Raw genomic sequence first — 18,844 nt, forward strand, 5'->3', positions numbered from 1 at the left:
CGAGGGCAGGTCAGCTGCGGGCCGAAAGCAGCGGGGCCCGGTCGCGGGCGGCCTGTGCCGCCTCAGGCATCCCGCAGGCGGCGAGGAAGTTGCCGATCATCTGGTACCCGCATTCGGTCAGTACCGATTCGGGATGGAACTGCACCCCGAACACCGGTGCGCTGCGGTGCTCGATGCCCATGATGACCCCGTCGGCGGTCTGCGCGGTGACCGTGAAGACGTCTGCGGGCAGGGTCTGGTCGACGATCGCCAAGGAGTGATATCGGGTGACCGTCAGGGGGCTCGGGCAGCCGGCGAACAGGCCGGTGCCGGTGTGGGTGATCTGCGAGGTCTTGCCGTGCATGAGCACCGGCGAATGCGACACCGTCGCACCGAAGACCTCGCCCATCGCCTGATGGCCCAAGCACACGCCGAGCACCGGCAGCCCGGCCTCAGCGCAGTGAGCGATGACCTGCGGGCAGACTCCCGCATCGGCTGGGGCTCCCGGCCCCGGGGAGATGAGCACCCCGTCGTAATCTGCCAGGGTGCCCGCCACCTCGGGCGCGGTGAGATCGTCGTTGCGGATCACCGTTGTCTGCGCGCCGAGCTCGCGGACGTAGCTCACGAGGGTGTAGACGAAGCTGTCGTAGTTGTCGATGACGAGGATGCGGGTCATCAGCCGCCCTGTCCGGGCTGTTCGACGCCGGGTTCGCCGCCCTCTCCGGGGTCGGCTGGGGCGTGGTCGCCCTCCTCCTCGATCGTCGCGTCGTTGAACGGCATGTACGGGGCGACGACGGGGAACACGAACTGCATGAGCAGATAGCAGGCCCCGGCGATGAGGCCGAGGGACAGAATGAGCTTGCTGAACCAGTTGCCGGGCAGGGCACGCCAGATGAGTTCGTACATCAGTCCGTCGCACCTCCTGCCTTCTCATACGCCGAGGAGTCCTTGATGGAATCCGGCGGGCCCTCGCTCACATGCCGCCAGTCGCTCAGCTCGAAGTAGCCGACGTAGCGCTCGCGGGCGGAGAACATCGGATTGCAGGCCGTGAGCGTCATGATCCGGTCCTTGCCCTTGTAGTCGGGCATGTCCGGCACGGGGGCGAGCACCTCGGTCTGGTCGGGGAGCACGATGTCGAAGTTGACGAAGGTGTAGGTGTAGAAACCGTCAGCGGTCTGCACGATCGCCTCGTCGCCGGGGCGGATCTCGGCGATGAGGTTGAGGGGCTTGCCGTAGGTCACGCGGTGGCCGGCCATCGCGAAGTTGCCGACGTCACCGGGCATCGCGGCGTTCGGGTAGCGGCCCAGACCCATCCGGTTGAGCACCGGTTCGAGCGAGACGCCCTCGGCGATCGTGCGGTAGTAGTCGTCGCCGAAGCGCGGAATGTACATGATGCCGAAGGCGGAGTTGATGTCCGCCGGCTCCCCGACATACGGGGTGTCCGGGTCTTCAGGCAGCTCATTGCGCGGATTGTCCCGCCACTCGGTGGTGAGCTCATTGGCGAGGTTGCGGTTGTCCTCATTGGCCTCGATGTCGGTCCACCACAGCTGCCAGACGACGAAGAGGATGAGCACGAGACCGGCGGTGATGCACAGCTCGCCGAAGGTCCGCACGCTTGCGCGCACCGGTCCGAGGGGTTCGCGCTCCGGCTTGGGCTTGTATGCGGTCTGCTTGCGCACCCGCTCGTCACCGAAGACGACGGTGTCGAAATCACCCTGCTGCTGGGCGGCCGGCATCGGCTGGGTCTGATTGGTGTCGTAGGCCTGCGGGCCGGAGCCGTAGGAGCTCTGGGGTCCGCTGCCGTATCCCGCTCCCGCAGCCGAGGCGCCGGCTGCGCGGCCGTAGCCGTGCTCCTGGTGCCGTGCGGCGGGTTTGATGACCGGCCGCTGGCCGGTCGGGGCGGATGGGCGCTGCGGACCGGTCTGCTGGTCTGCGCCGAATGTGCCGCCGGCAGGAAATGTGCGTTCTCCGGCCCCACCAGCGGTGCTGCCGGCGGCGCTGCCGGTTCCGCTGTCGCCGGTGCCGGCCTGCCGGGCAGCTGCAGCGCGCTCCTGCGCGATGCGCTCACGGCGCGACATCGGTTGGTCCACTACTGCTTCACCTTCGCTTGGGAGAGGTCGAACGTCGCCTCAGAGGCATCGAGGGTGACCGTTCCGGTCTCGAGTCTCCACCCTAATCCTAAGCGGTCGGCATACTGCTGATAGACCTGCACAGCTGAGGAGTCGCTGAGTGCCGCACGCAGCGCATCGGGGTCGCCGACCGCTTCGATGACATACGGCGGGGAGTACACCTGGGAGCTCACCCGCAGGGTGTTGCCCACGCACTTGACCGAGGTCGTCGCCACGACCCGGTGGCCCTGCACGGACATCCCCTCAGCACCGCCGGCCCACAGCGCGTTCATGACGCCTTCGAGGTCCTGCTGGTGGATGACGAGGTCGTTGACGGTGACATTGGGCAGGTTCATCGACTCTTTGGGCGCATCGTCGAGGGTGACGGTCACGCCTTCGCCGGTGAGCTCAGTCGCCTTGGCCTGCTCGGCCAGCGCATCGGCGAAGGCCTGTGCCTCATCGACCTCGGCCGATCCGGACTTGCTCTGCAGGTCCTTGATCGTGCGGCGCTGCTCGGAGACGCGGTCTTCGAGTTCGCGGCCGTGCTCGGAGCGCTGCTTGACGATATCGGGCAGGGTCGAGGCTTCGGTCCGCAGCCGGGTGCCGTCAGAGGTCTGGGCGGAGGTGGCCATGAGCATCCCGCAGATGATGAGCACAGCGAAGACCATCGGATGTCCGAAGAGTCGCTTCACTGTCCTGTGCTCCTTCTTCACACCAGTGCTCGGCTCACGCGCGCGTGCCCGTGTGCGCTGGTGCTTTCGCATTCACGGGGCCGCACCTTCATCGGATGCCCCGGGGGATGATCACTGAGGTCAAATGTACCCAGCGCAGCAGGCAGCGGCCACCTGACGGCCGGTCCTGTCGGCGCTTCGTGATGAACCGGTGATCTGCCGGCCGCTTCCTGTCCTCCTGCTGCCGGTGCTCGCGGCCGTCTGGTCCCGATGCAGCCGGCGATGTCCGTGCCGGCGGGTTGACTGTGTCATGGACCCGGACGTGCAGCACACACGCCGCCGGGCCGGGATCCCGCCCACGATCGTCGATAATGGAGAGGTGACGTCCATGCCCGCAGCCTCACCGGCCGATACTCCTGCCCTGCGCAAAGCCCGGGGCGCCTATTTCACGCCGGCCGCGATCACCGAGTTCATCGCCTCCTGGGCGGTGCGCTCCGCTGCTGACCGGGTGCTCGAACCCTCTGCCGGGGACGCCGCCTTCCTCATCGCCGCCCTGCACCGCCTGCAGACTCTCGCCCCAGACCAGCCGACAGGCGAGCCGGCGCCCCAGGCACCGACCGTCCACGGCGTCGAGATCCACCCGGAGAGCGCCGAGCTGGCCCGCGCCCGCGTCGCCGCTGCCGGTGGCCGGGCCGAGGTGCACACAAGCGACTTCTTCCGCCTCCTGCCCACCGGCGACTACGACACCGTCATCGGCAATCCGCCCTTCATCCGCTACCAGGGCTTCACCGGCGAGAACCGCGCCCGCGCCCGCGAGGCGGCCCTGCGCGGCGGGGTCGCGCTGTCCGGGCTGGCCTCCAGCTGGGCGGCCTTCACCGTCCACGCAGCCCTGTTCCTGCGTCCCGGCGGCCGGCTCGGCCTTGTGCTGCCGGCCGAGCTGCTGACCGTCAACTACGCCGCCCCGGTGCGCACCTTCCTGTTCGAGCACTTCCGCAGCGTCGAACTCGTCCTCTTCGAAGAGCAGGTGTTCCCCGGTGCCGAGACCGAGGTGGTGCTCCTGCTCGCCGACGGCTATCAGGAGGGCCCGAGCGCCCACGCCACGATCCGGCAGGCGAAGAACCCGGCCGACCTGGCGACCTTGGCTCCCGGCCAGCACTGGACCCCGGCGAACCCGGCCGCCAAATGGATCGACAGCCTCGTGAGCCCCGCCGCCACCGAGGCGGTGCGCACCCAGCTGGCCACCGGCCGGTTCTGCGAGCTGGAGACCTGGGGCGACACCACGCTCGGCACGGTGACCGGCAACAACAAGTACTTCACCCTCTCGGCCGCCCGCGCTGCCGAACTCGGTCTCAACCGCCGCGACCTCAGACGAGTCTCACCACCGGGCAGCGCCCATCTGCGAGGGCTCACCCTCTCGCCTGCCCTCATGCGCCGGCTCACCGCTGAGGGCAAATCGACGCAGCTGTTCCATCCGCGCGAACCGCTCTCGGCCGCCGCTGCTGCCTATATCGAGGCCGGCGAGCGCACCGGAGTCGATGAGGCCTATAAGTGCCGCGTGCGCCGCACCTGGTACTCCGTGCCGCTGCTGGAACCGGCCGATCTGCTGCTCACCTGCATGAACGCCGACACTCCGCGCCTGACGACCAACAGCGCACGCGCCCACCACCTCAACTCCGTCCACGGCGTCTACCTGCGTGCGGAACACCGCGAGCTCGGCTGCGAGCTGCTGCCGCTGGCCAGCCTCAACACCGTCACGATGCTGCACGCTGAGCTCGTCGGACGCAGCTACGGCGGCGGGATCCTCAAACTCGAACCGCGGGAGGCCGACCGCTGGGCGGTGCCCTCCCCTGAGCTCGTGGCCTCCGCCGCCGAGGCGCTGCGCACCATCCGGCCGAAGGTCGCCCGGCTGCTGGCCGCCGGCCACCGGACCGAGGCCACCGCACTCGTCGATGAGGCGCTGCTGCTGAAGACCGGCCACCTCACCCCGGCTGAGCTGGAGCAGGTGCGCACCGCCCGCGAGGCGATGGTCTCCCGGCGTACGATCAGGGGGTCCAGTGGCCGCTGAGACGAGTGCCAAGGAGCGGGCATGGCGGCTCTTCGACCGGATCGTCGCAGCGGCCGCACCAGAAGGTGAGCACGCCGATCCGTGGACGACGACCGCTGACGGGCGGCTGCGCTTCCGCCCGGATGTCGACACTCTTGAACGGCTGCTCGGCGTGCCGCTGCTGCTGCGGGCCGGCAGCCAGACCGGGGTGCCGGCACTGGCTCTCGATGTGTGGCTGTCCTATGAGCTGCGCCGTGCCGGTTTCGACCCGGATGCCGTCTGGCCGCGGCCCACTCATCCGCGGATCCTGCCGACCCCGATCGCCAAGCTGCTCTCCGGTCTGCCGGCAGCTGAGCGCGCGAGCCTGACCGCCCGACTGGAACAGCGGACCGCCATCCCTGGTGCCACGGCGGCCAGCGCGAACATCTTGGGCAAGCACTATCTCAAGCAGGTCGATGTCATGATGACCGACTGGGCGACCGGACCGGAGCTGCTCATCTCGACGAAGCGGATGGACTCCTCCTACGGCAAGAACGCCGCCAACCGGGTCGAGGAGTCCTATGGGGATGCGAAGAATCTGCGGCTGCGCCATCCGCTGGCCGCGCTCGGCTTCGTCCTGGGGCTGCGCTCCGACATCCTCGACACCGCCCCGGCGACAGCCGAATGGCTCTTCGATCTCGTCGGCAAGCTCGGGCAGGAAGACGATGCCTACCATGCCACCAGCATCATCGTCTTCGACTATGAGGACCCGAGGGCCAGCGGCACCCTGTTCGACGATGCAGCGCAGATGTCACCGGAAGGCGATCTCGATGCGATCATCGACCGGCTGCCGGCCGTCACCGTCCGAGATGATGTGGTCGCCGATCGGCTCTCACCCGACCGGTTCCTCACCGTCATGGTCAACCGCGTGCTCGACGCCACCCCGGTGTCCTTCCACCCCGAGGCCAGGCGCCGGCGCCGCGCGGCCCGCGCCGCTGCCGGACGCCTCGGCTCCGTCATCACCGATGACGGGCAGATCCTCTGATTCCAGCCGGCGAGCCACAGCTGTTTCTGCAGCGATGTGCACTGCGTTCGTCCTCGAGTAGACTTTGGGTGTTGTCCAAGCCCCACATGCACTCAGGGACAGCAGCACCGGCCCCGAACACGGGATCGACCTGTCCACCGGAGGAGAAACGTGTCCAAGTCGAGCCGTAACCGCAAAGCGCACCGCACCTCGCGCCATACGGAGAGCCCCAAGGCCGCTGAATCGACCGCCGAGGAGACTCTGAACGACGAGATCCTCGACACCGACGCCGACGCGGCAGCTGACACGAAGGACGGCGAGACGAAGTCCGATTCCACGAAGTCCGGCTCCGCCGCCGCGAAGAAGGACGCTGAGAAGAAGGACACCGCTGCCGATTCCAAGAAGTCCGCCAAGGGCAAGGCCGCGGACGCCGCTGACGATGATGAGAAGTCGTCGAAGTCGCAGAAGTCCTCGAAGGCCTCTGCCCGTTCCGGCAATCCCGCCAAGCGCGGAGCCACCCGCACGAGCCGCACCTCCCGCACCTCCCGGTCGTCCGGCCGCACCACCAGCTCCTATGACGGCTCCACCTCGGCGGTGGTGAAGCCGAACGCCCGCTGGTTCGTCCCCGTCATGGTCGGGATCCTGCTGCTCGGCCTGACCTGGCTCGTCGTCTTCTACCTATCCCAGGGTGCGTGGCCCGTGGAGGCGTGGGGCAACTGGAACCTCATCGCCGGCTTCTCGATCCTCGTGGCAGGGCTGCTGATGTCGACCCGATGGCGCTAGGGGAATGGCAAAACCTGCCGGATACTTCCGCCTCCTAGCACACCACCCACTGCCCATTCGCCTGGCGGCGCTCTACGTCGGGCTGTTCCTCTACGGCTTCTCCGCCGGGCTCATGCTCCGCTCGACCCTGGGCAATATGCCCTGGGACGTCCTGCATGAGGGCCTGTCGAAGCTCACCGGCATCTCGATCGGTCTGACCGCCGTCATCCTGTCCTTCATCATCCTGCTGCTGTGGATTCCGCTGCGGCAGCGGCCGGGACTCGGCACCCTGTCCAATGCGCTGCTCGTGGGCCTGTTCATCGACCTGACCCTGTTCATGGTGCCCGAGCCCGAGGCGCTGTGGGTGCGCATCGTCTTCGTCGTGCTGGCGATCCTCATCAACGCCATCGCCACGGTTCTCTACATCATCCCGAACTTCGGGCCGGGTCCCCGCGATGGCCTCATGACCGGCCTCGTCCTCAAGACCGGCGGCTCGGTGACCGTCGTGCGCGCCTCGATCGAGATCGCGGTCATGCTGGTGGGCTGGCTGCTCGGCGGCACCCTCTTCATCGCCACGATCCTCTTCGCATTCCTCATCGGGCCGGTCACCCACCTCATCCTCAATCTGGCGATCAAGATCTTCGGCCCCGGCGACCCGATGGTCTCCGAGGACACCTGAGCCGGACACGCACACCCGCGGCCCACCTCGGCTGCGGCGTCAGACGCTGATGGGGATGAGCATCATCGCTGCGAACCCGGCGGCCGTGATGAGCGCAGCCGTGCTCAGCATGGCGAGCGTGCGCACGCGGGCCGAGGTGAAGAAGTGCACGCAGCCGAGGATGAACCCAGTGACGAAGCCGCCCAGGTGCGCCTGCCAGGAGATGTTCGGCAGCAGCCAGATGATCGCGATGTTGATGGCGACGAAGGCGAGCATCCCGGTGAGGTTGCGATCGAGCCGGCGGGTGGGTGTGGCGATGAACCCCACGAGCCCGAACAGCGCCCCGGAGGCGCCGATGTGTCCCGTCAGCACCGCCTGCGGGCTGCCGTCGGCGACCGCGATGACGAAGACGGCCAATGATCCGCCCCAGGCGCTGAGCAGATAGAGCAGCGCGAACCAGCCGGAGCCGAGGTATCGCTCGAGGAAGGTGCCGAAGACGAGCAGCCCGATCATGTTGAACAGCACGTGCATGCTGCCGGCGTGGATGAAGGCCGTCGTCAGCGCGGTGTACGGTTCGGCTGCGGCCCAGTAGGCGGCGAAGCCGAAGCGCTGTGCGATCCAGTCGCCTGTCAGCAGCTGCAGCAGCCACACGATCACGCAGGCGCCGATGAGCGTGAAGGTGACCGGGGTCTCGGCGAAGCTCCACGGGGAGCGGCGACCGGCAGGCGCACCCGGCCGGGGCCTCGGCGGCGGAGGCGCACCCGCAGACCCGTCACCGGGCACGGCGTCGGACCCGTCACCGGGCATGCGGCCGGGCGGAATGTCCTCAGGCGGTTCGGGCGGCGGAGCTGACATGCCCTCATCCTATGAGCTCGCCACTGTGCCGAGCTGCGCGCTCCCCCGCACATGCAGCGGCCCCCGACTGCACGGCAGTCGGGGGCCGTTGGATGAGAACCGGATCAGCTCAGCTGCGCGTCAGCTCAGCGGATCTCGACGGATTCGATGACGACCGGCTCGAGCGGGCGGTCAGCCTGGCCGGTGGGCACAGCCTCGATCGCATCGACGACCTTCTGCGACTCGGGGTCGGTGACCTCACCGAAGATCGTGTGCTTGCCGTTGAGCCACGGGGTCTCCACGGTCGAGATGAAGAACTGCGAGCCGTTGGTGCCGCGGCCCATCTGCTTGCCGGCATTCGCCATGGCCAGCAGATAGGGCTTGTTGAACTGCAGTTCCGGGTGGATCTCGTCGTCGAAGACGTAGCCGGGGCCGCCGGTGCCGGTACCCAGCGGACAGCCGCCCTGGATCATGAACTGCTTGATGATGCGGTGGAAGCCGAGTCCATCGTAGAACGGACGGGTGACCTGCTGGCCGGTCTGCGGGTCGGTGAACTCGCGGGTTCCCTGCGCGAGCTCGACGAAGTTCGCCACCGTCTTCGGAGCGTGGTTGCCGAAGAGATCGATGACGATGTCGCCCTTGTTCGTGTGCAGGACTGCCTGCTGCGTTGCGATACTCATACCCGTCATTCTGTCACGAACGCACCCCGGCTCCCACCGCCTCGGGCGCGGCTCACGGCATTCTCAGTGCATCCGGTGCCGCAGGCTCGAATGCTGAGCGAATTGTCAGCCGCTGGACCTCCGCCCGGGTGCAGAACCGGTGAGCCGACCCTCTAGACTGGGGTAACGTTGAGATAACAGAATGAATCCACCGATTCCGGAGGGTGAGATGTTCAAGAAGAAGACCCAACCCACGTCCCAGCGCCTCCTCGCAGAGGTCAGCGATGTCGCCGCTGCAGTCGGGGATGCGGTGCGTGCAGGCTCTGCACAGGCCATCGAAGCCTCCGGACCGGCGCTCGAGAGGGCCAATGCCTATGTCGGCGACGGTGCGGCGAAGAATGCGCCGAAGCTGCGTCGAGTGTCGAAGAAGCTCAAGGAGGCTGCTGACCAAGTGCGACCCGATGTGAACCATTTCGAGAAGGATCTCCGCCCCCGCCTGGAGAAGCTGAGCAAGGACGGCCGCAAGCAGTTCGGCGTCGTCGCTGATCAGGTGGCCGACCAGTTCGATTCGCTCAGCGCCGACAGCCGTGAGCGTCTCGCGACTGCCAAGAAGCGCGTGGCCGATGACTGGGCCCCTGAGGCCACCGGACGTGCAGGTGCACTGGCTGCCGGTGCCGCCGGAGCCCTCGCCTCGGCGCAGACCCCCAAGGCCATCGAGGAGATCGCCACCAAGCTGACCGGCGACAAGAAGGCTGTGAAGAAGGCCAAGAAGGCTCTGAAGAAGGCCGGCAAGGACATCGAGAAGCGGACCGCGCAGTCGGGCATGGGCACCGGCACCAAGGTGTTCCTGTGGATGCTCGTGCTCGTCGGCCTGGCCGGTGTTGCCTACTTCGTGTGGCGCAAGGCGCAGCCGGTCGACGATCCCTGGTCGACGCCGCTGGAGGGCAACCGCCCCGCCGATGCCCGTCCGGTCGGCTCCACCCCGGCGTCCCGCCAGACCGCGGTGACCGAGGTGTCCGAGGCCCCGGTCCCGGCCGCCAAGGCTGAGGAGATCGACGCTGAGGAAGACGCCGAGGAGAAGACGGCGGAAGAGGGCGTCGACGAGTTCGGCAACCCGCGTGCCAAGGATCCCCGCAACTTCTGATCGCCGCGCGATGAGCGCCCCGTTCCCGAGGTGAGCCTCGGGTGAGGACACCAGCTCCCCTGCTCATGATGAGCAGGGGAGCTGCGCTGTCTCCGGCTGCTGCTGCATGCTCGACGGGTTACGCTGAGCACGAGTGCCGCAGCCGTCGGGCGCTGCCGGCCTCACGGTGAGCAGATCATCCCAGCAGAGAGACCGCGTATGTCCGAAACCGCTTCTGGCCTCCACCCTCCGTCCCAGACGAACGACACCGGCCCGCGGGTGCTCGGTGAGCCGCACGATGCCTCCACTGCCGAGGCGGTGGTCCTGCGCCGCCTGCGCGAGCAGCTGCCGGAGGAGGTCACGGTCATCTGCGGGCAGCGGATCACCACCGCAGACCTCGACGTCGAGATCGACATGCTCATCCTGTGGCCAGGCCTGGGCATCGTCGTCCTCGAGGTCAAAGGCGGGCAGGTGTCGATGCGCGAAGGCCAGTGGTACACCGCCGGCCGGCACGGGTCTGCCCAGCTGCAGGTGTCCCCGCTGGAGCAGGCGATGCGTGCCAAGCACGCGCTGCGCCGGTGGCTGCGCAACCGGCTGAGCACCGGTGCAGGACGGATGGTGCAGATGGCCAGCCTGCCGTTCAGCAGCCTGCGGGACTGGACGAGTGTGCCCGATGCCCCACGCGATCTGCTCATCGACGGGCAGGATCTCGGCAGCATCGGCGCGCGCATCGAAGCCGCTCTGCGCACCTACTACAGCGAGACCGCGCCGCTGTCAGGCCAGCAGCTGGAACTGCTGACCCGCCAGCTGCGCCAGACCCATCAGGCTGCTGAAACCTCCCGGCTGCGCGCGGCTGAACTCGACAGCCGCTCGAATGCGCTGACAGCCGAACAGGAGCGGATCCTATCGGTGCTGCGCTACCAGACGCGAGCTGAGCTCAGCGGTGGCCCCGGCTCGGGCAAGACGCACCTGGCGCTGCTCAAGGCTCGCCAGCTCACACGGGAGGGGCTGCGCGTGGCGGTGATGTGCTATTCGCGTGGGCTGGCCCGGTTCATGCAGCTGACGATCGCCCAGTGGGGGCCGGACGAGCGCCCGGCATATGTGGGCCTGTTCCATGACCTGCCGCTGCAGTGGGGCGCGCAGCCGGGTGCCGATGACGACTCGCACTACTGGGAGGTCGCACTGCCCCAGCGGCTGCGCGAACTCGCCGGTGAGCGTGATCCTGCCGACCTGTTCGATGCGATCATCGTCGACGAGGGCCAGGACTTCTCTGACATCTGGTGGCAGGCCGTCGAGTCGTGCCTGCGCGCACCGGCGACCGGCATCCTCTACGCATTCACCGACGAACATCAGCGGATCTTCGACCGGGACGGCGCAGCACCGATCACCATGAACCCGTTCTATCTGGGTGAGAATCTGCGCAACGCCGACACGATCGTCGAGTCGATCGCCGGGCTCGCCTCCGAACCCCAGATCGTGCGGCTACACGGCGGTGAGCGCGTCGAATTCGTCGACGTGCCCACTGCTGCCGCGCTCGAGACCGCCGACGATGTTCTCGCCCGGATCGCCGACTCGGGGGACTGGGAGCTGAACCAGATCGCACTGCTGACGACCGGTCCGAGGCATCCGGTGCAGCGCGAGATCGTCGAGACCGAGGGCTTCGCCGCCTACTGGGATGCGTTCTTCGCCGGCACGGACGCCCTCTACGATCACGTGCTCGGCTTCAAGGGCCTCGACCGCGAGGTCGTCGTGCTGTGCGCCAACGGTTTCCGCGACCCGCAGCGGGCCCGGGAGATGATGTACGTCGGAATGTCCCGTGCCCGGTTCAAGCTCGTCGTCGTCGGCGATATGGCCGAGTTGGCGGAACTCACCAGCGGTGATGTCGATGCCGCTGCCCACCCGGCGACCGAGACGCGCAACCAGACCGCCGATTCTACCTCCTCCCCCGCTGGCGGGCCCGCACCCGAGGTGGCGGTCGCAGCGTCTCGGGCAGCTGAGGCGGTGCTGCCGGCCGCAGCCGGTTGGTACATCGCAGCCGACAACCCAGCATTGGCCAGCAGTCACCGGGCCGCGACCGGGCGGGCGCACGCCTACGCGGAGGCGTTCTATTCCGGCGCCGAGGTCGATGTGCGCCTCGTGCGCACGCGCCTGGAGGCTGTGTTCGGCACCGTCGGTGCTGACGTCGAGGTGCGCCCGCCGTTCACCATCGACTACGGCAGCAACATCAGCATCGGCGAGCGCACGTACATCGGCGCGCAGCTGACCGCCCTCGACGTCGCACCGATCACCATCGGCGCCGACTGCCAGATCGGCCCGAACGTCCAGCTGCTCACCCCGATCCATCCGCTGGATCCCGGCACGCGGCGGACCGGGCGCGAATCAGCTGAGCCGATCGCGATCGGCGACAACGTGTGGCTCGGCGGCGGAGTGACCATCTGCCCGGGCGTGACGATCGGCAATGATGCCGTGATCGGCGCCGGTGCCGTCGTCACTGAGGATGTCCCCGCCGGTGCACTCGCAGCCGGGGTTCCAGCGAGGGTCATCCGGCAGCTCGGCTGACAGATCGCTCTGCTTCAGCCCAGGCGGGCTGCCGCCGCTGGGTCAGCGCCGGGGCCGCCTCAGGCTGCAGTGCAGACCGGGTCAGCACGCTGCAGCGGCAGCGCACTCCGGCTCCGAGAGCTTGCCGTCGCGCATCGTGGCCACGACATCGGTCTTCGGCAGGAACTCAGTGTCATGGGTGACGATGACGGTGGCGACGTTGAACTCCTTCGTCACCTGACACAGCAGGTCCATAATCGCCTCCGAACGGTCGTGGTCGAGAGCAGCGGTCGGCTCATCGACGAGCAGCACGCTCGGGTCGCCCATGAGCGCGCGGGCGATGTTGACGCGCTGCCGTTGACCGCCGGAGAGCTGGTGGAGCCGGCGCCTGGCGGCATCGGCTAATCCGACGCGCTCGAGCAGTTCCTGAGCGCGTGTGCGGGTGTCGTCTCCGCCGCCCTTGACCCGCAGCTTGTCGGTGATGATGAGCTGCTCAACAGCAGTCAGCGACTCCAGCAGATTCGGCTGCTGGAAGACGATGCCGATCTTCTCTCGGCGCAGCCGGCTGCGCTCGGACTCCTTGAGGCGACCGACGTCGGTGCCGTCGATGCGCACCACACCGGAGGTCGGTTTCACCAGTGTCGAACCGACAGCCAGCAGGCTCGACTTGCCCGAACCGGACGGGCCGACGATCGCGGTGACGGTGCCCGGAATCAGGGTCAGGCTCACGTCATGGAGCGCGGTGACCGTGCCGGTGCCGTCCGGATAGGTCAGGGTGATGCGCTCCAGCTCCAGCGCAGGGGCGCTGCCGGCGGTGGTGGTCTGGGTGTTCGTGGTCTGCAGGATGGTGGTCATCAGTTTCCTCCCAGTGCGAGAAGCGGGTCGACGCGGGTGACGCGGCGAACGGCGAAGGCAGCGGAGATGAGGCCGATGCCGATGACGCCTGCCATCGGCAGCAGCGTGGTCGCCGGGCTGACGGTGAACGGGGCGACCGAGGACAGGCCCAGGCCCGCGCCGATGCCGATGACGCCGCCGGCGATGATGCCGATGCCGAGCACGATGAGCGCCTGGCCGAGCGCATCGCCGAGCACATAGCGGGTGGAGCCGCCGAGTGCCTTGACGACGGCGATCTCACGGGTCCGCTGGATCGTCCACACGCTCAGGAACGCGGCGACGACGAGCGCGGAGATGCCGTAGAGGAACGCCTGGATGAGGGTCAGTGAGCCGTTCTCGGAACTGTAGGAGGCGAGCGCAGCGAAGCTCTGCTTCGGGGTCATCGACACGGTGCCGGCGGCCTCGTCTGCTGCCGCGGCCGAGGCGTCGGTCCCGTCGGCGAGCACGACGGTGCCGGCCACCTCGGGGTCGGAGATATGGGTGATCGCCTTCCAGGTGCCCAGGTCGATCCAGGCGACCGGAGTGTGGGAATACCACTCATCGGGCATGGTGCCGGCGACCTCGAGCTCGGTGCCGCCGAAGGTGACGATGTCACCGGTCTTAGCTGACAGCTCGGTGGCGAGCTCCTCGCTCAGCACGATGGTCTCTGCGCGCAGCGCATCAGGTGCGATGCCCGAGCCCGGTTCGGCGGCGAAGCCGGCGGCCTGGCTGGGGGTGTCGAGTTCCAGGCGGGACTGCACGATGCCCAGCGGTTCGGCACCGGAGACACCAGCCGTCGACTGCCAGGCGTCGACCTGATCGGTGGTGACGCGGGACTGGGTGTAGGACGGGTCGTCGACCTCCTCATCCTCACTGCCCGAGCCGAAGGCCACCATCGAGGCCGGCAGATCGGCGATCGCCGAGGTGGACTGGCGGGCCAGACCGGCGGTGAGCCCGGAGAGCATGATGAGCAGCACACTGATGAGCGCGACGACTGCGGCCATGAGGGCGAAGCGGCCCTTGGCGAACTTGATCTCACGAAATGCTAGGAACATATCTCCACGATCTCGCGCATGTGCCGCGCGCACATCGGACGCGAGGTGGGATCTGCCCTCAACCATTCAGTTGATGCCGCCGCTGCGGGTGCCGGGCTACTGTTGACACATGCCCGAGCCTGAGAGTCCAGTGCCGCTGGTGATGCGCACCATGCGCGTGACCCTGCACCTCGGGTTCGCCCTCCTCTTGGGTATCGGCATCATCCGCGCGCTGACCGAGATCGGGCTGCACGGCATCGGCTGGATCGTCCTGGTGCTCTCCGTCGTCCTGACCGGGACCTACGTCTACGGCACGGTGCGCGAGAAGCACCACAGCGAACACGTCGGCGTCGACGGCCGGCTCGCCGGGCTGCCGCAGCGCATGGCAATGCTGTGGCTGGCCGCCGTCACCGTCCAGTGGCTGTGCCTCGTCTCGCTGAGCGAGCACTTCACGTGGCTGGCCTTTCCGCTCTTCTTCCTGCACCTGCACATCCTGCGCACCCGGCATGCGATCATCGCAATCTTCCTGCTCGCTGCGGCAGTCGGAGTCGTGCAGTGGGCGCACACCGGGCAGCTGCAAACCGCGCTCATCGTCGGCCCGCTGCTCGGGGCGGGCGTGGCGATCGTCATGTCGCTCGTCTACCAGGCGCTCTACACCGAAAGCGAACGGCAGCGCCGGGCAGTCGAGGAGCTCATCCGCACCCGCAGCGAGCTCGCCGCCGCCCAGCATGAGGCCGGGCAGCTGGCCGAACGCTCGCGCCTCGCCCAGGAGATCCACGACACCCTCGCCCAAGGGCTGTCGAGCATCGTGCTCGTCTCCCGCGCGGCCCGCAATGCCCAGACCGGCGGCGATCTGCAGGCCGCCGGTGACTACATCGACCTCATCGAACGCACCGCCGGCGACAACCTCGCCGAGGCGCGCGGCTTCGTCCGCGACCTTGCCGCTGGCCAGGCCCCGCAGCGCACGCCCTCGACCCAGCTGCTCACCCGCCTCCCCCAGCTGTGCGCTGCTGCTGAGGATCATGCCCGCGCCGCCGGCCAGCCGCTCACCTGCACCTTCACGGTCGAAGGCGATCCGGTGCCGGTTCCAGCCGCGACCGAGGCGGTGCTCGTGCGGGCCGTGCAGTCGCTGCTGTCGAACGTCTCCACCCACGCCGAGGCGGGGGCCGCCCGGGCGACCGTGGCGTACTTCGACGATGCGGTCACCGTCGATGTCTTCGACAACGGCCGCGGCTTCGACCCGCAGGCCATCGAGGCTGCAAGCGCTGATTCCGGCTATGGGCTGCGTCTGCTGCGCGAGCGCATCACCAGCGCCGGCGGCGAGCTGACAGTGGAATCGACCCCCGGTGCCGGCACCGTCGTCGGTGTGCGGCTGCCGCTGCCTGACGGTGATGAAGAGGATGCTGATGCCTGAGATCCGTCTGCTCATCGTCGATGACCATCCGGTTGTGCGCACCGGGCTCATCGCCATGCTCAACGGCTTCGCTGAGTTCGAGGTCGCCGCCGAGGCCTCCGACGGGATGCAGGCCATCAAGGAGGTCGAACGGGCCGAGACGCTGGGCGAACCAGTCGATGTCGTGCTCATGGACCTGCAGATGGCCGGGATGGACGGGGTGACCGCGACCCGCAGGCTCAAGGAGTCCCGCCCCGGCCTGCCGGTGCTCATCCTCACCACCTACGACTCCGACTCCGACATCGTCGCAGCGATTGAGGCCGGTGCGGCAGGCTACATGCTCAAGGATGCCGACCCGGAGAAGATCCGCCAGGCCGTCACCGAGGCCGCCGCCGGACGCACCGCCCTGGCACCGGAAATCGCCGCCCGGCTCTTTGACCGGATGCGCAGCCCGGGCATCTCGCTGTCGAAGCGGGAGATCGAGATCCTGGAGCTGCTGGCCACCGGTGCGGCCAACCGGGACATCGCCCGCCAGCTCTTCATCTCAGAGGCGACCGTGAAAACGCATCTGCATCACGTCTACTCGAAGCTCGGCGTCACCAATCGCACTGCGGCGATCGCCGCTGCGCGCGAACAGCGCATCGTGCGCGACTGAGCAGCTGCAGCTGTCAGCGAGCCAGCGGCTGTGCGGCGGCAGATGACGCCGGAAGTCGCATTCATGACGCTGCGCGGCAGGCATATGACGGCAAAAGACCCGCCGTGACAGCCGCACCGGCGCCGGTCCCAGCGCGGTTCTAGCGTGAGCTCCACATCCGCCCTCCAGCAGAACCAGGAGCCACCATGACACTCAACCGCCTGCCGCTCCTCAACCTGTCCCACGCCGACGACCCGCAGCTGGCCGCCGACTTCCGCCGGGCGAGGTCACCCACTCAGTCGGGTTCTTCTACCTCACCGGCCACGGCATCCCCGCCGCAGACTTCACCACCCTGCTGCAGACCGCTGAGCGCTTCTTCGCCCTGCCCGAGGCGGACAAGCTCGCCATCGAGAACACCCGCTCCCCGCACTTCCGCGGCTACACCCGCACCGGCGGCGAACGCACCCAGGGCCTGGTCGACTGGCGCGAGCAGATCGACATCGGCCCGCACCGTGAGCCGGTCGCCGAGCCGCTGCACGCCTACGACCGGCTCACCGGCCCGAACCTCTACCCGGACGCCATGCCGGAGCTCCGGGCCGTCACCGACGCCTGGCACGCCCAGCTGAGCGCGGTCGCGGCCCGGCTGCTGTCCGAATGGGCAGTCAGCCTCGGCCAGCCGGCTGACTTCTTCGCACCGGCCTTCGCCGAGGACCCCGAATCCTTCATCAAGACATCCGCTACCCGGCACCCGAACCGGCCACCACCTCGGACGCTGCCACCGCCTCGGGTCCGGCCACCCCCTCAGACTCGGCCGCCGCCTCGGGAACGGCCGCCGAGCACATCGCCCAGGGCGTCGGCGCACACCGCGACGGCGGGGTGCTCACCCTGCTCTACCCGCAGCCAGGAACAACCGGGCTGCAGGTGCTCCACGCAGGCGAGTGGATCGACGTCGAACCGATCGAGAACACCTTCACCGTCAACATCGGCAAGCTGCTCGAGGTCGCCACCGCAGACTACCTGCGCGCCACCGTCCACCGGGTGCTGCCGACCGCCCCAGGTGCCGAGCGGATCTCGGTGCCGTTCTTCTACAACCCCGCCCTGCGCGCCAGCCTGCCCGAGGTGACCCTGCCTGACGAGCTCGCCCCCTGGGCGCGCGGGGTGAGCGCTGATGAGCGCGACACCCTCCATGCCGTCTACGGGGAGAACGCGCTGGCCTCCCGGCTGCGCTCCCACCCCGACGTCGCCGCAATCCACCACCCCGACCTGCTGACGGCCCCGGCGGGAGTGTTGTGAGCACGATCTACACAGTGGCCGCCGAGACCCGGCTGCCGGTTGATGTGGCCGGCTGGCTGTCCTTCGCCGCTGAGCATCGGGTGCGCACCGGCAGCCTCGACGAGCGCCGGCGGGCCCAGGAGGCGCTGGGCCTGCCGGTGCTGCCGACCACGACGATCGGCTCGTTCCCGCAGACGCCCGAGGTGCGCCGCGCCCGGGCCGCGCTGCGCGATGAGCGCATCACCGAGGCGCAGTACCAGGCGACGATAGAGGCTGAGATCGCCGAGGTGGTGCGCCTGCAGGAGGAGCTCGGCTTCGATGTCATCGTCCACGGTGAGCCCGAGCGCAACGACATGGTGCAGTACTTCGCCGAGCACCTGGCCGGCTTCGCGGTCACCGATCACGGCTGGGTGCAGTCCTACGGCAGCCGCTGCACCCGCCCGCCGATCCTGTTCGGCGACGTGCACCGGCCGGCTCCGATCACGGTGCCGTAGTCGACCTTTGCCGCCAGCCTGACCGACAAACCGGTCAAGGGAATGCTCACCGGCCCGGTGACGATCCTGTCGTGGTCCTTCGTACGCGATGACGTGCCGCTGTCGACAGCTGCTGAGCAGATCGGCCTGGCGCTCTCCGACGAAGTTGCCGAACTGGAGGCCGCCGGCATCCGGATCATCCAGATCGATGAGCCGGCTCTGCGTGAGCTGCTGCCGCTGCGCGCCGATGCCCGGGACGCCTATCTGGACTGGGCGGTCGATGCCTTCCGGTTGGCCAGCATCGGCGTGGAGCCGAGGACCCAGATCCACACGCATCTGTGCTATTCGGAGTTCGAGCAGGTCATCGACGCCATCGATGCACTCGATGCCGATGTCACGAGCATCGAAGCCGCCCGTTCGCGGATGGAGCTGCTCGCCAGCCTCGACCCCGCCGAGTTCGACCGCAGCGTCGGCCCAGGCGTTTACGATATCCACTCCCCGCGGGTGCCCTCGGTCGATGAGCTCGTCGGCCTGCTGGAGGCAGCCCTGACCCACGTGCCGCGCCATCGCCTGTGGGTGAATCCTGACTGCGGACTCAAAACCCGCCGGTACGAGGCGGTCCGTCCGGCATTGGAGAATCTCATCGCCGCCCGTGACGCAGTGCGCGTTCGCGCCGCCGAGGAGGTTCCTGCGGCCACTGGTGCGGCCTTCTGACCTAAGACGACGACCCCGTCCCTGGTTTCGCAGCGGGCCGGCAGCCGCAGGTGCCGGCCCTCTGCGGGCTGA

The 18,844-nt window shown here is 68.3% G+C and carries 16 protein-coding genes and 2 pseudogenes; 10 read left to right on the plus strand and 8 right to left on the minus strand.

The genetic code is table 11. From position 1 onward, the window contains the following. Positions 1–10: 10 nt before the first annotated feature. The 4 genes from ACFFN1_RS09195 to ACFFN1_RS09210 are packed head-to-tail and all read right to left on the minus strand — an operon-like array spanning position 11 to position 2,779. Positions 11–655, minus strand: a complete 645-nt coding sequence (locus tag ACFFN1_RS09195; RefSeq protein WP_376840406.1) for an anthranilate synthase component II — start codon at positions 653–655, stop codon at positions 11–13. Beyond that, on the minus strand, positions 655–885 hold the full coding sequence (locus ACFFN1_RS09200) for a hypothetical protein (RefSeq protein WP_376840407.1): 231 nt from the start codon (positions 883–885) through the stop codon (positions 655–657). The genes ACFFN1_RS09195 and ACFFN1_RS09200 overlap by 1 nt, the downstream gene beginning before the upstream one ends. Continuing rightward, the gene (locus ACFFN1_RS09205; RefSeq protein ID WP_376840408.1) at positions 885–2,069 is read right to left on the minus strand and encodes a class E sortase; all 1,185 of its coding nucleotides are present in this window, start codon (positions 2,067–2,069) and stop codon (positions 885–887) included. Before ACFFN1_RS09205 ends, ACFFN1_RS09200 begins: the two co-directional genes overlap by 1 nt. Next, on the minus strand, positions 2,069–2,779 hold the full coding sequence (locus ACFFN1_RS09210) for a DUF881 domain-containing protein (RefSeq protein ID WP_376840409.1): 711 nt from the start codon (positions 2,777–2,779) through the stop codon (positions 2,069–2,071). The genes ACFFN1_RS09205 and ACFFN1_RS09210 overlap by 1 nt, the downstream gene beginning before the upstream one ends. A gap of 301 nt (positions 2,780–3,080) precedes the next feature. On the opposite strand from ACFFN1_RS09210, the gene ACFFN1_RS09215 reads away from it, so the two are divergent. The 4 genes from ACFFN1_RS09215 to yczE all read left to right on the plus strand — a co-directional run bounded on the left by ACFFN1_RS09215 (position 3,081) and on the right by yczE (position 7,246). Next, positions 3,081–4,823, plus strand: coding sequence for an N-6 DNA methylase (locus ACFFN1_RS09215; protein WP_376840411.1), 1,743 nt, complete (start codon positions 3,081–3,083; stop codon positions 4,821–4,823). After that, a complete protein-coding gene (locus ACFFN1_RS09220; protein ID WP_376840412.1) occupies positions 4,813–5,826 on the plus strand; it encodes a hypothetical protein in 1,014 nt (337 codons plus the stop codon). The genes ACFFN1_RS09215 and ACFFN1_RS09220 overlap by 11 nt, the downstream gene beginning before the upstream one ends. Positions 5,827–5,976: 150 nt before the next feature. Further along, a complete protein-coding gene (locus ACFFN1_RS09225) occupies positions 5,977–6,588 on the plus strand; it encodes a cell division protein CrgA (RefSeq protein WP_376840413.1) in 612 nt (203 codons plus the stop codon). A gap of 4 nt (positions 6,589–6,592) precedes the next feature. Beyond that, complete coding sequence (gene yczE / locus ACFFN1_RS09230; RefSeq protein ID WP_376840415.1) at positions 6,593–7,246, plus strand: membrane protein YczE; 654 nt, start codon at positions 6,593–6,595, stop codon at positions 7,244–7,246. Between the two features lie 39 nt (positions 7,247–7,285). Here yczE and ACFFN1_RS09235 read toward each other — a convergent pair whose 3' ends face one another. Both ACFFN1_RS09235 and ACFFN1_RS09240 read right to left on the minus strand, forming a co-directional pair. Then, positions 7,286–8,080 (minus strand): rhomboid family intramembrane serine protease, encoded by a 795-nt coding sequence (locus tag ACFFN1_RS09235; RefSeq protein ID WP_376840416.1) that lies wholly within the window; start codon positions 8,078–8,080, stop codon positions 7,286–7,288. A 125-nt stretch (positions 8,081–8,205) separates the two neighbouring features. Further along, the gene (locus ACFFN1_RS09240; RefSeq protein WP_376840417.1) at positions 8,206–8,739 is read right to left on the minus strand and encodes a peptidylprolyl isomerase; all 534 of its coding nucleotides are present in this window, start codon (positions 8,737–8,739) and stop codon (positions 8,206–8,208) included. A 181-nt stretch (positions 8,740–8,920) separates the two neighbouring features. Between ACFFN1_RS09240 and ACFFN1_RS09245 the strand changes: the two genes are divergently transcribed. Together ACFFN1_RS09245 and ACFFN1_RS09250 are read left to right on the plus strand one after the other, a co-directional pair. Next, positions 8,921–9,862 (plus strand): hypothetical protein, encoded by a 942-nt coding sequence (locus tag ACFFN1_RS09245; protein ID WP_376840419.1) that lies wholly within the window; start codon positions 8,921–8,923, stop codon positions 9,860–9,862. A gap of 198 nt (positions 9,863–10,060) precedes the next feature. Continuing rightward, the gene (locus tag ACFFN1_RS09250; protein WP_376840421.1) at positions 10,061–12,400 is read left to right on the plus strand and encodes a DapH/DapD/GlmU-related protein; all 2,340 of its coding nucleotides are present in this window, start codon (positions 10,061–10,063) and stop codon (positions 12,398–12,400) included. 81 nt (positions 12,401–12,481) lie between these two features. Here ACFFN1_RS09250 and ACFFN1_RS09255 read toward each other — a convergent pair whose 3' ends face one another. Beyond that, positions 12,482–13,234 carry an ABC transporter ATP-binding protein gene (locus ACFFN1_RS09255; protein WP_376840422.1) on the minus strand — a complete coding sequence of 251 codons (753 nt, stop codon included), beginning with the start codon at positions 13,232–13,234 and terminating at the stop codon, positions 12,482–12,484. Beyond that, entirely contained in the window at positions 13,234–14,307 is a 1,074-nt protein-coding gene (locus ACFFN1_RS09260) for an ABC transporter permease (protein ID WP_376840423.1), read from the minus strand. Before ACFFN1_RS09260 ends, ACFFN1_RS09255 begins: the two co-directional genes overlap by 1 nt. 109 nt (positions 14,308–14,416) lie before the next feature. Between ACFFN1_RS09260 and ACFFN1_RS09265 the strand changes: the two genes are divergently transcribed. The 4 genes and pseudogenes from ACFFN1_RS09265 to metE form a co-directional block, all read left to right on the plus strand. Further along, complete coding sequence (locus ACFFN1_RS09265) at positions 14,417–15,700, plus strand: sensor histidine kinase (protein WP_376840424.1); 1,284 nt, start codon at positions 14,417–14,419, stop codon at positions 15,698–15,700. Continuing rightward, positions 15,693–16,334, plus strand: coding sequence for a response regulator (locus tag ACFFN1_RS09270; RefSeq protein ID WP_376840425.1), 642 nt, complete (start codon positions 15,693–15,695; stop codon positions 16,332–16,334). Before ACFFN1_RS09265 ends, ACFFN1_RS09270 begins: the two co-directional genes overlap by 8 nt. Before the next feature lie 185 nt (positions 16,335–16,519). Beyond that, positions 16,520–17,606: pseudogene (locus tag ACFFN1_RS09275) on the plus strand (isopenicillin N synthase family dioxygenase). A gap of 71 nt (positions 17,607–17,677) precedes the next feature. Further along, positions 17,678–18,772, plus strand: a pseudogene (gene metE / locus ACFFN1_RS09280) (5-methyltetrahydropteroyltriglutamate--homocysteine S-methyltransferase); the annotation flags it as partial. Positions 18,773–18,844: the final 72 nt, after the last annotated feature.

It is taken from the genome of Brevibacterium otitidis (assembly GCF_042429315.1).
Classification (GTDB): Bacteria; Actinomycetota; Actinomycetes; order Actinomycetales; family Brevibacteriaceae; genus Brevibacterium; species Brevibacterium otitidis.

Excerpts from the sequence above, each read along its gene's own strand:
- ACFFN1_RS09195 (WP_376840406.1), bottom strand. The coding sequence starts at position 655 with ATGACCCGCATCCTCGTCATCGACAACTACGACAGCTTCGTCTACACC.
- ACFFN1_RS09200 (WP_376840407.1), bottom strand. The coding sequence starts at position 885 with ATGTACGAACTCATCTGGCGTGCCCTGCCCGGCAACTGGTTCAGCAAG.
- yczE (WP_376840415.1), top strand. The coding sequence starts at position 6,593 with ATGGCAAAACCTGCCGGATACTTCCGCCTCCTAGCACACCACCCACTG.
- ACFFN1_RS09235 (WP_376840416.1), bottom strand. The coding sequence starts at position 8,080 with ATGTCAGCTCCGCCGCCCGAACCGCCTGAGGACATTCCGCCCGGCCGC.
- ACFFN1_RS09240 (WP_376840417.1), bottom strand. The coding sequence starts at position 8,739 with ATGAGTATCGCAACGCAGCAGGCAGTCCTGCACACGAACAAGGGCGAC.
- ACFFN1_RS09245 (WP_376840419.1), top strand. The coding sequence starts at position 8,921 with ATGAATCCACCGATTCCGGAGGGTGAGATGTTCAAGAAGAAGACCCAA.
- ACFFN1_RS09250 (WP_376840421.1), top strand. The coding sequence starts at position 10,061 with ATGTCCGAAACCGCTTCTGGCCTCCACCCTCCGTCCCAGACGAACGAC.
- ACFFN1_RS09255 (WP_376840422.1), bottom strand. The coding sequence starts at position 13,234 with ATGACCACCATCCTGCAGACCACGAACACCCAGACCACCACCGCCGGC.
- ACFFN1_RS09260 (WP_376840423.1), bottom strand. The coding sequence starts at position 14,307 with ATGTTCCTAGCATTTCGTGAGATCAAGTTCGCCAAGGGCCGCTTCGCC.
- ACFFN1_RS09265 (WP_376840424.1), top strand. The coding sequence starts at position 14,417 with ATGCCCGAGCCTGAGAGTCCAGTGCCGCTGGTGATGCGCACCATGCGC.
- ACFFN1_RS09270 (WP_376840425.1), top strand. The coding sequence starts at position 15,693 with ATGCCTGAGATCCGTCTGCTCATCGTCGATGACCATCCGGTTGTGCGC.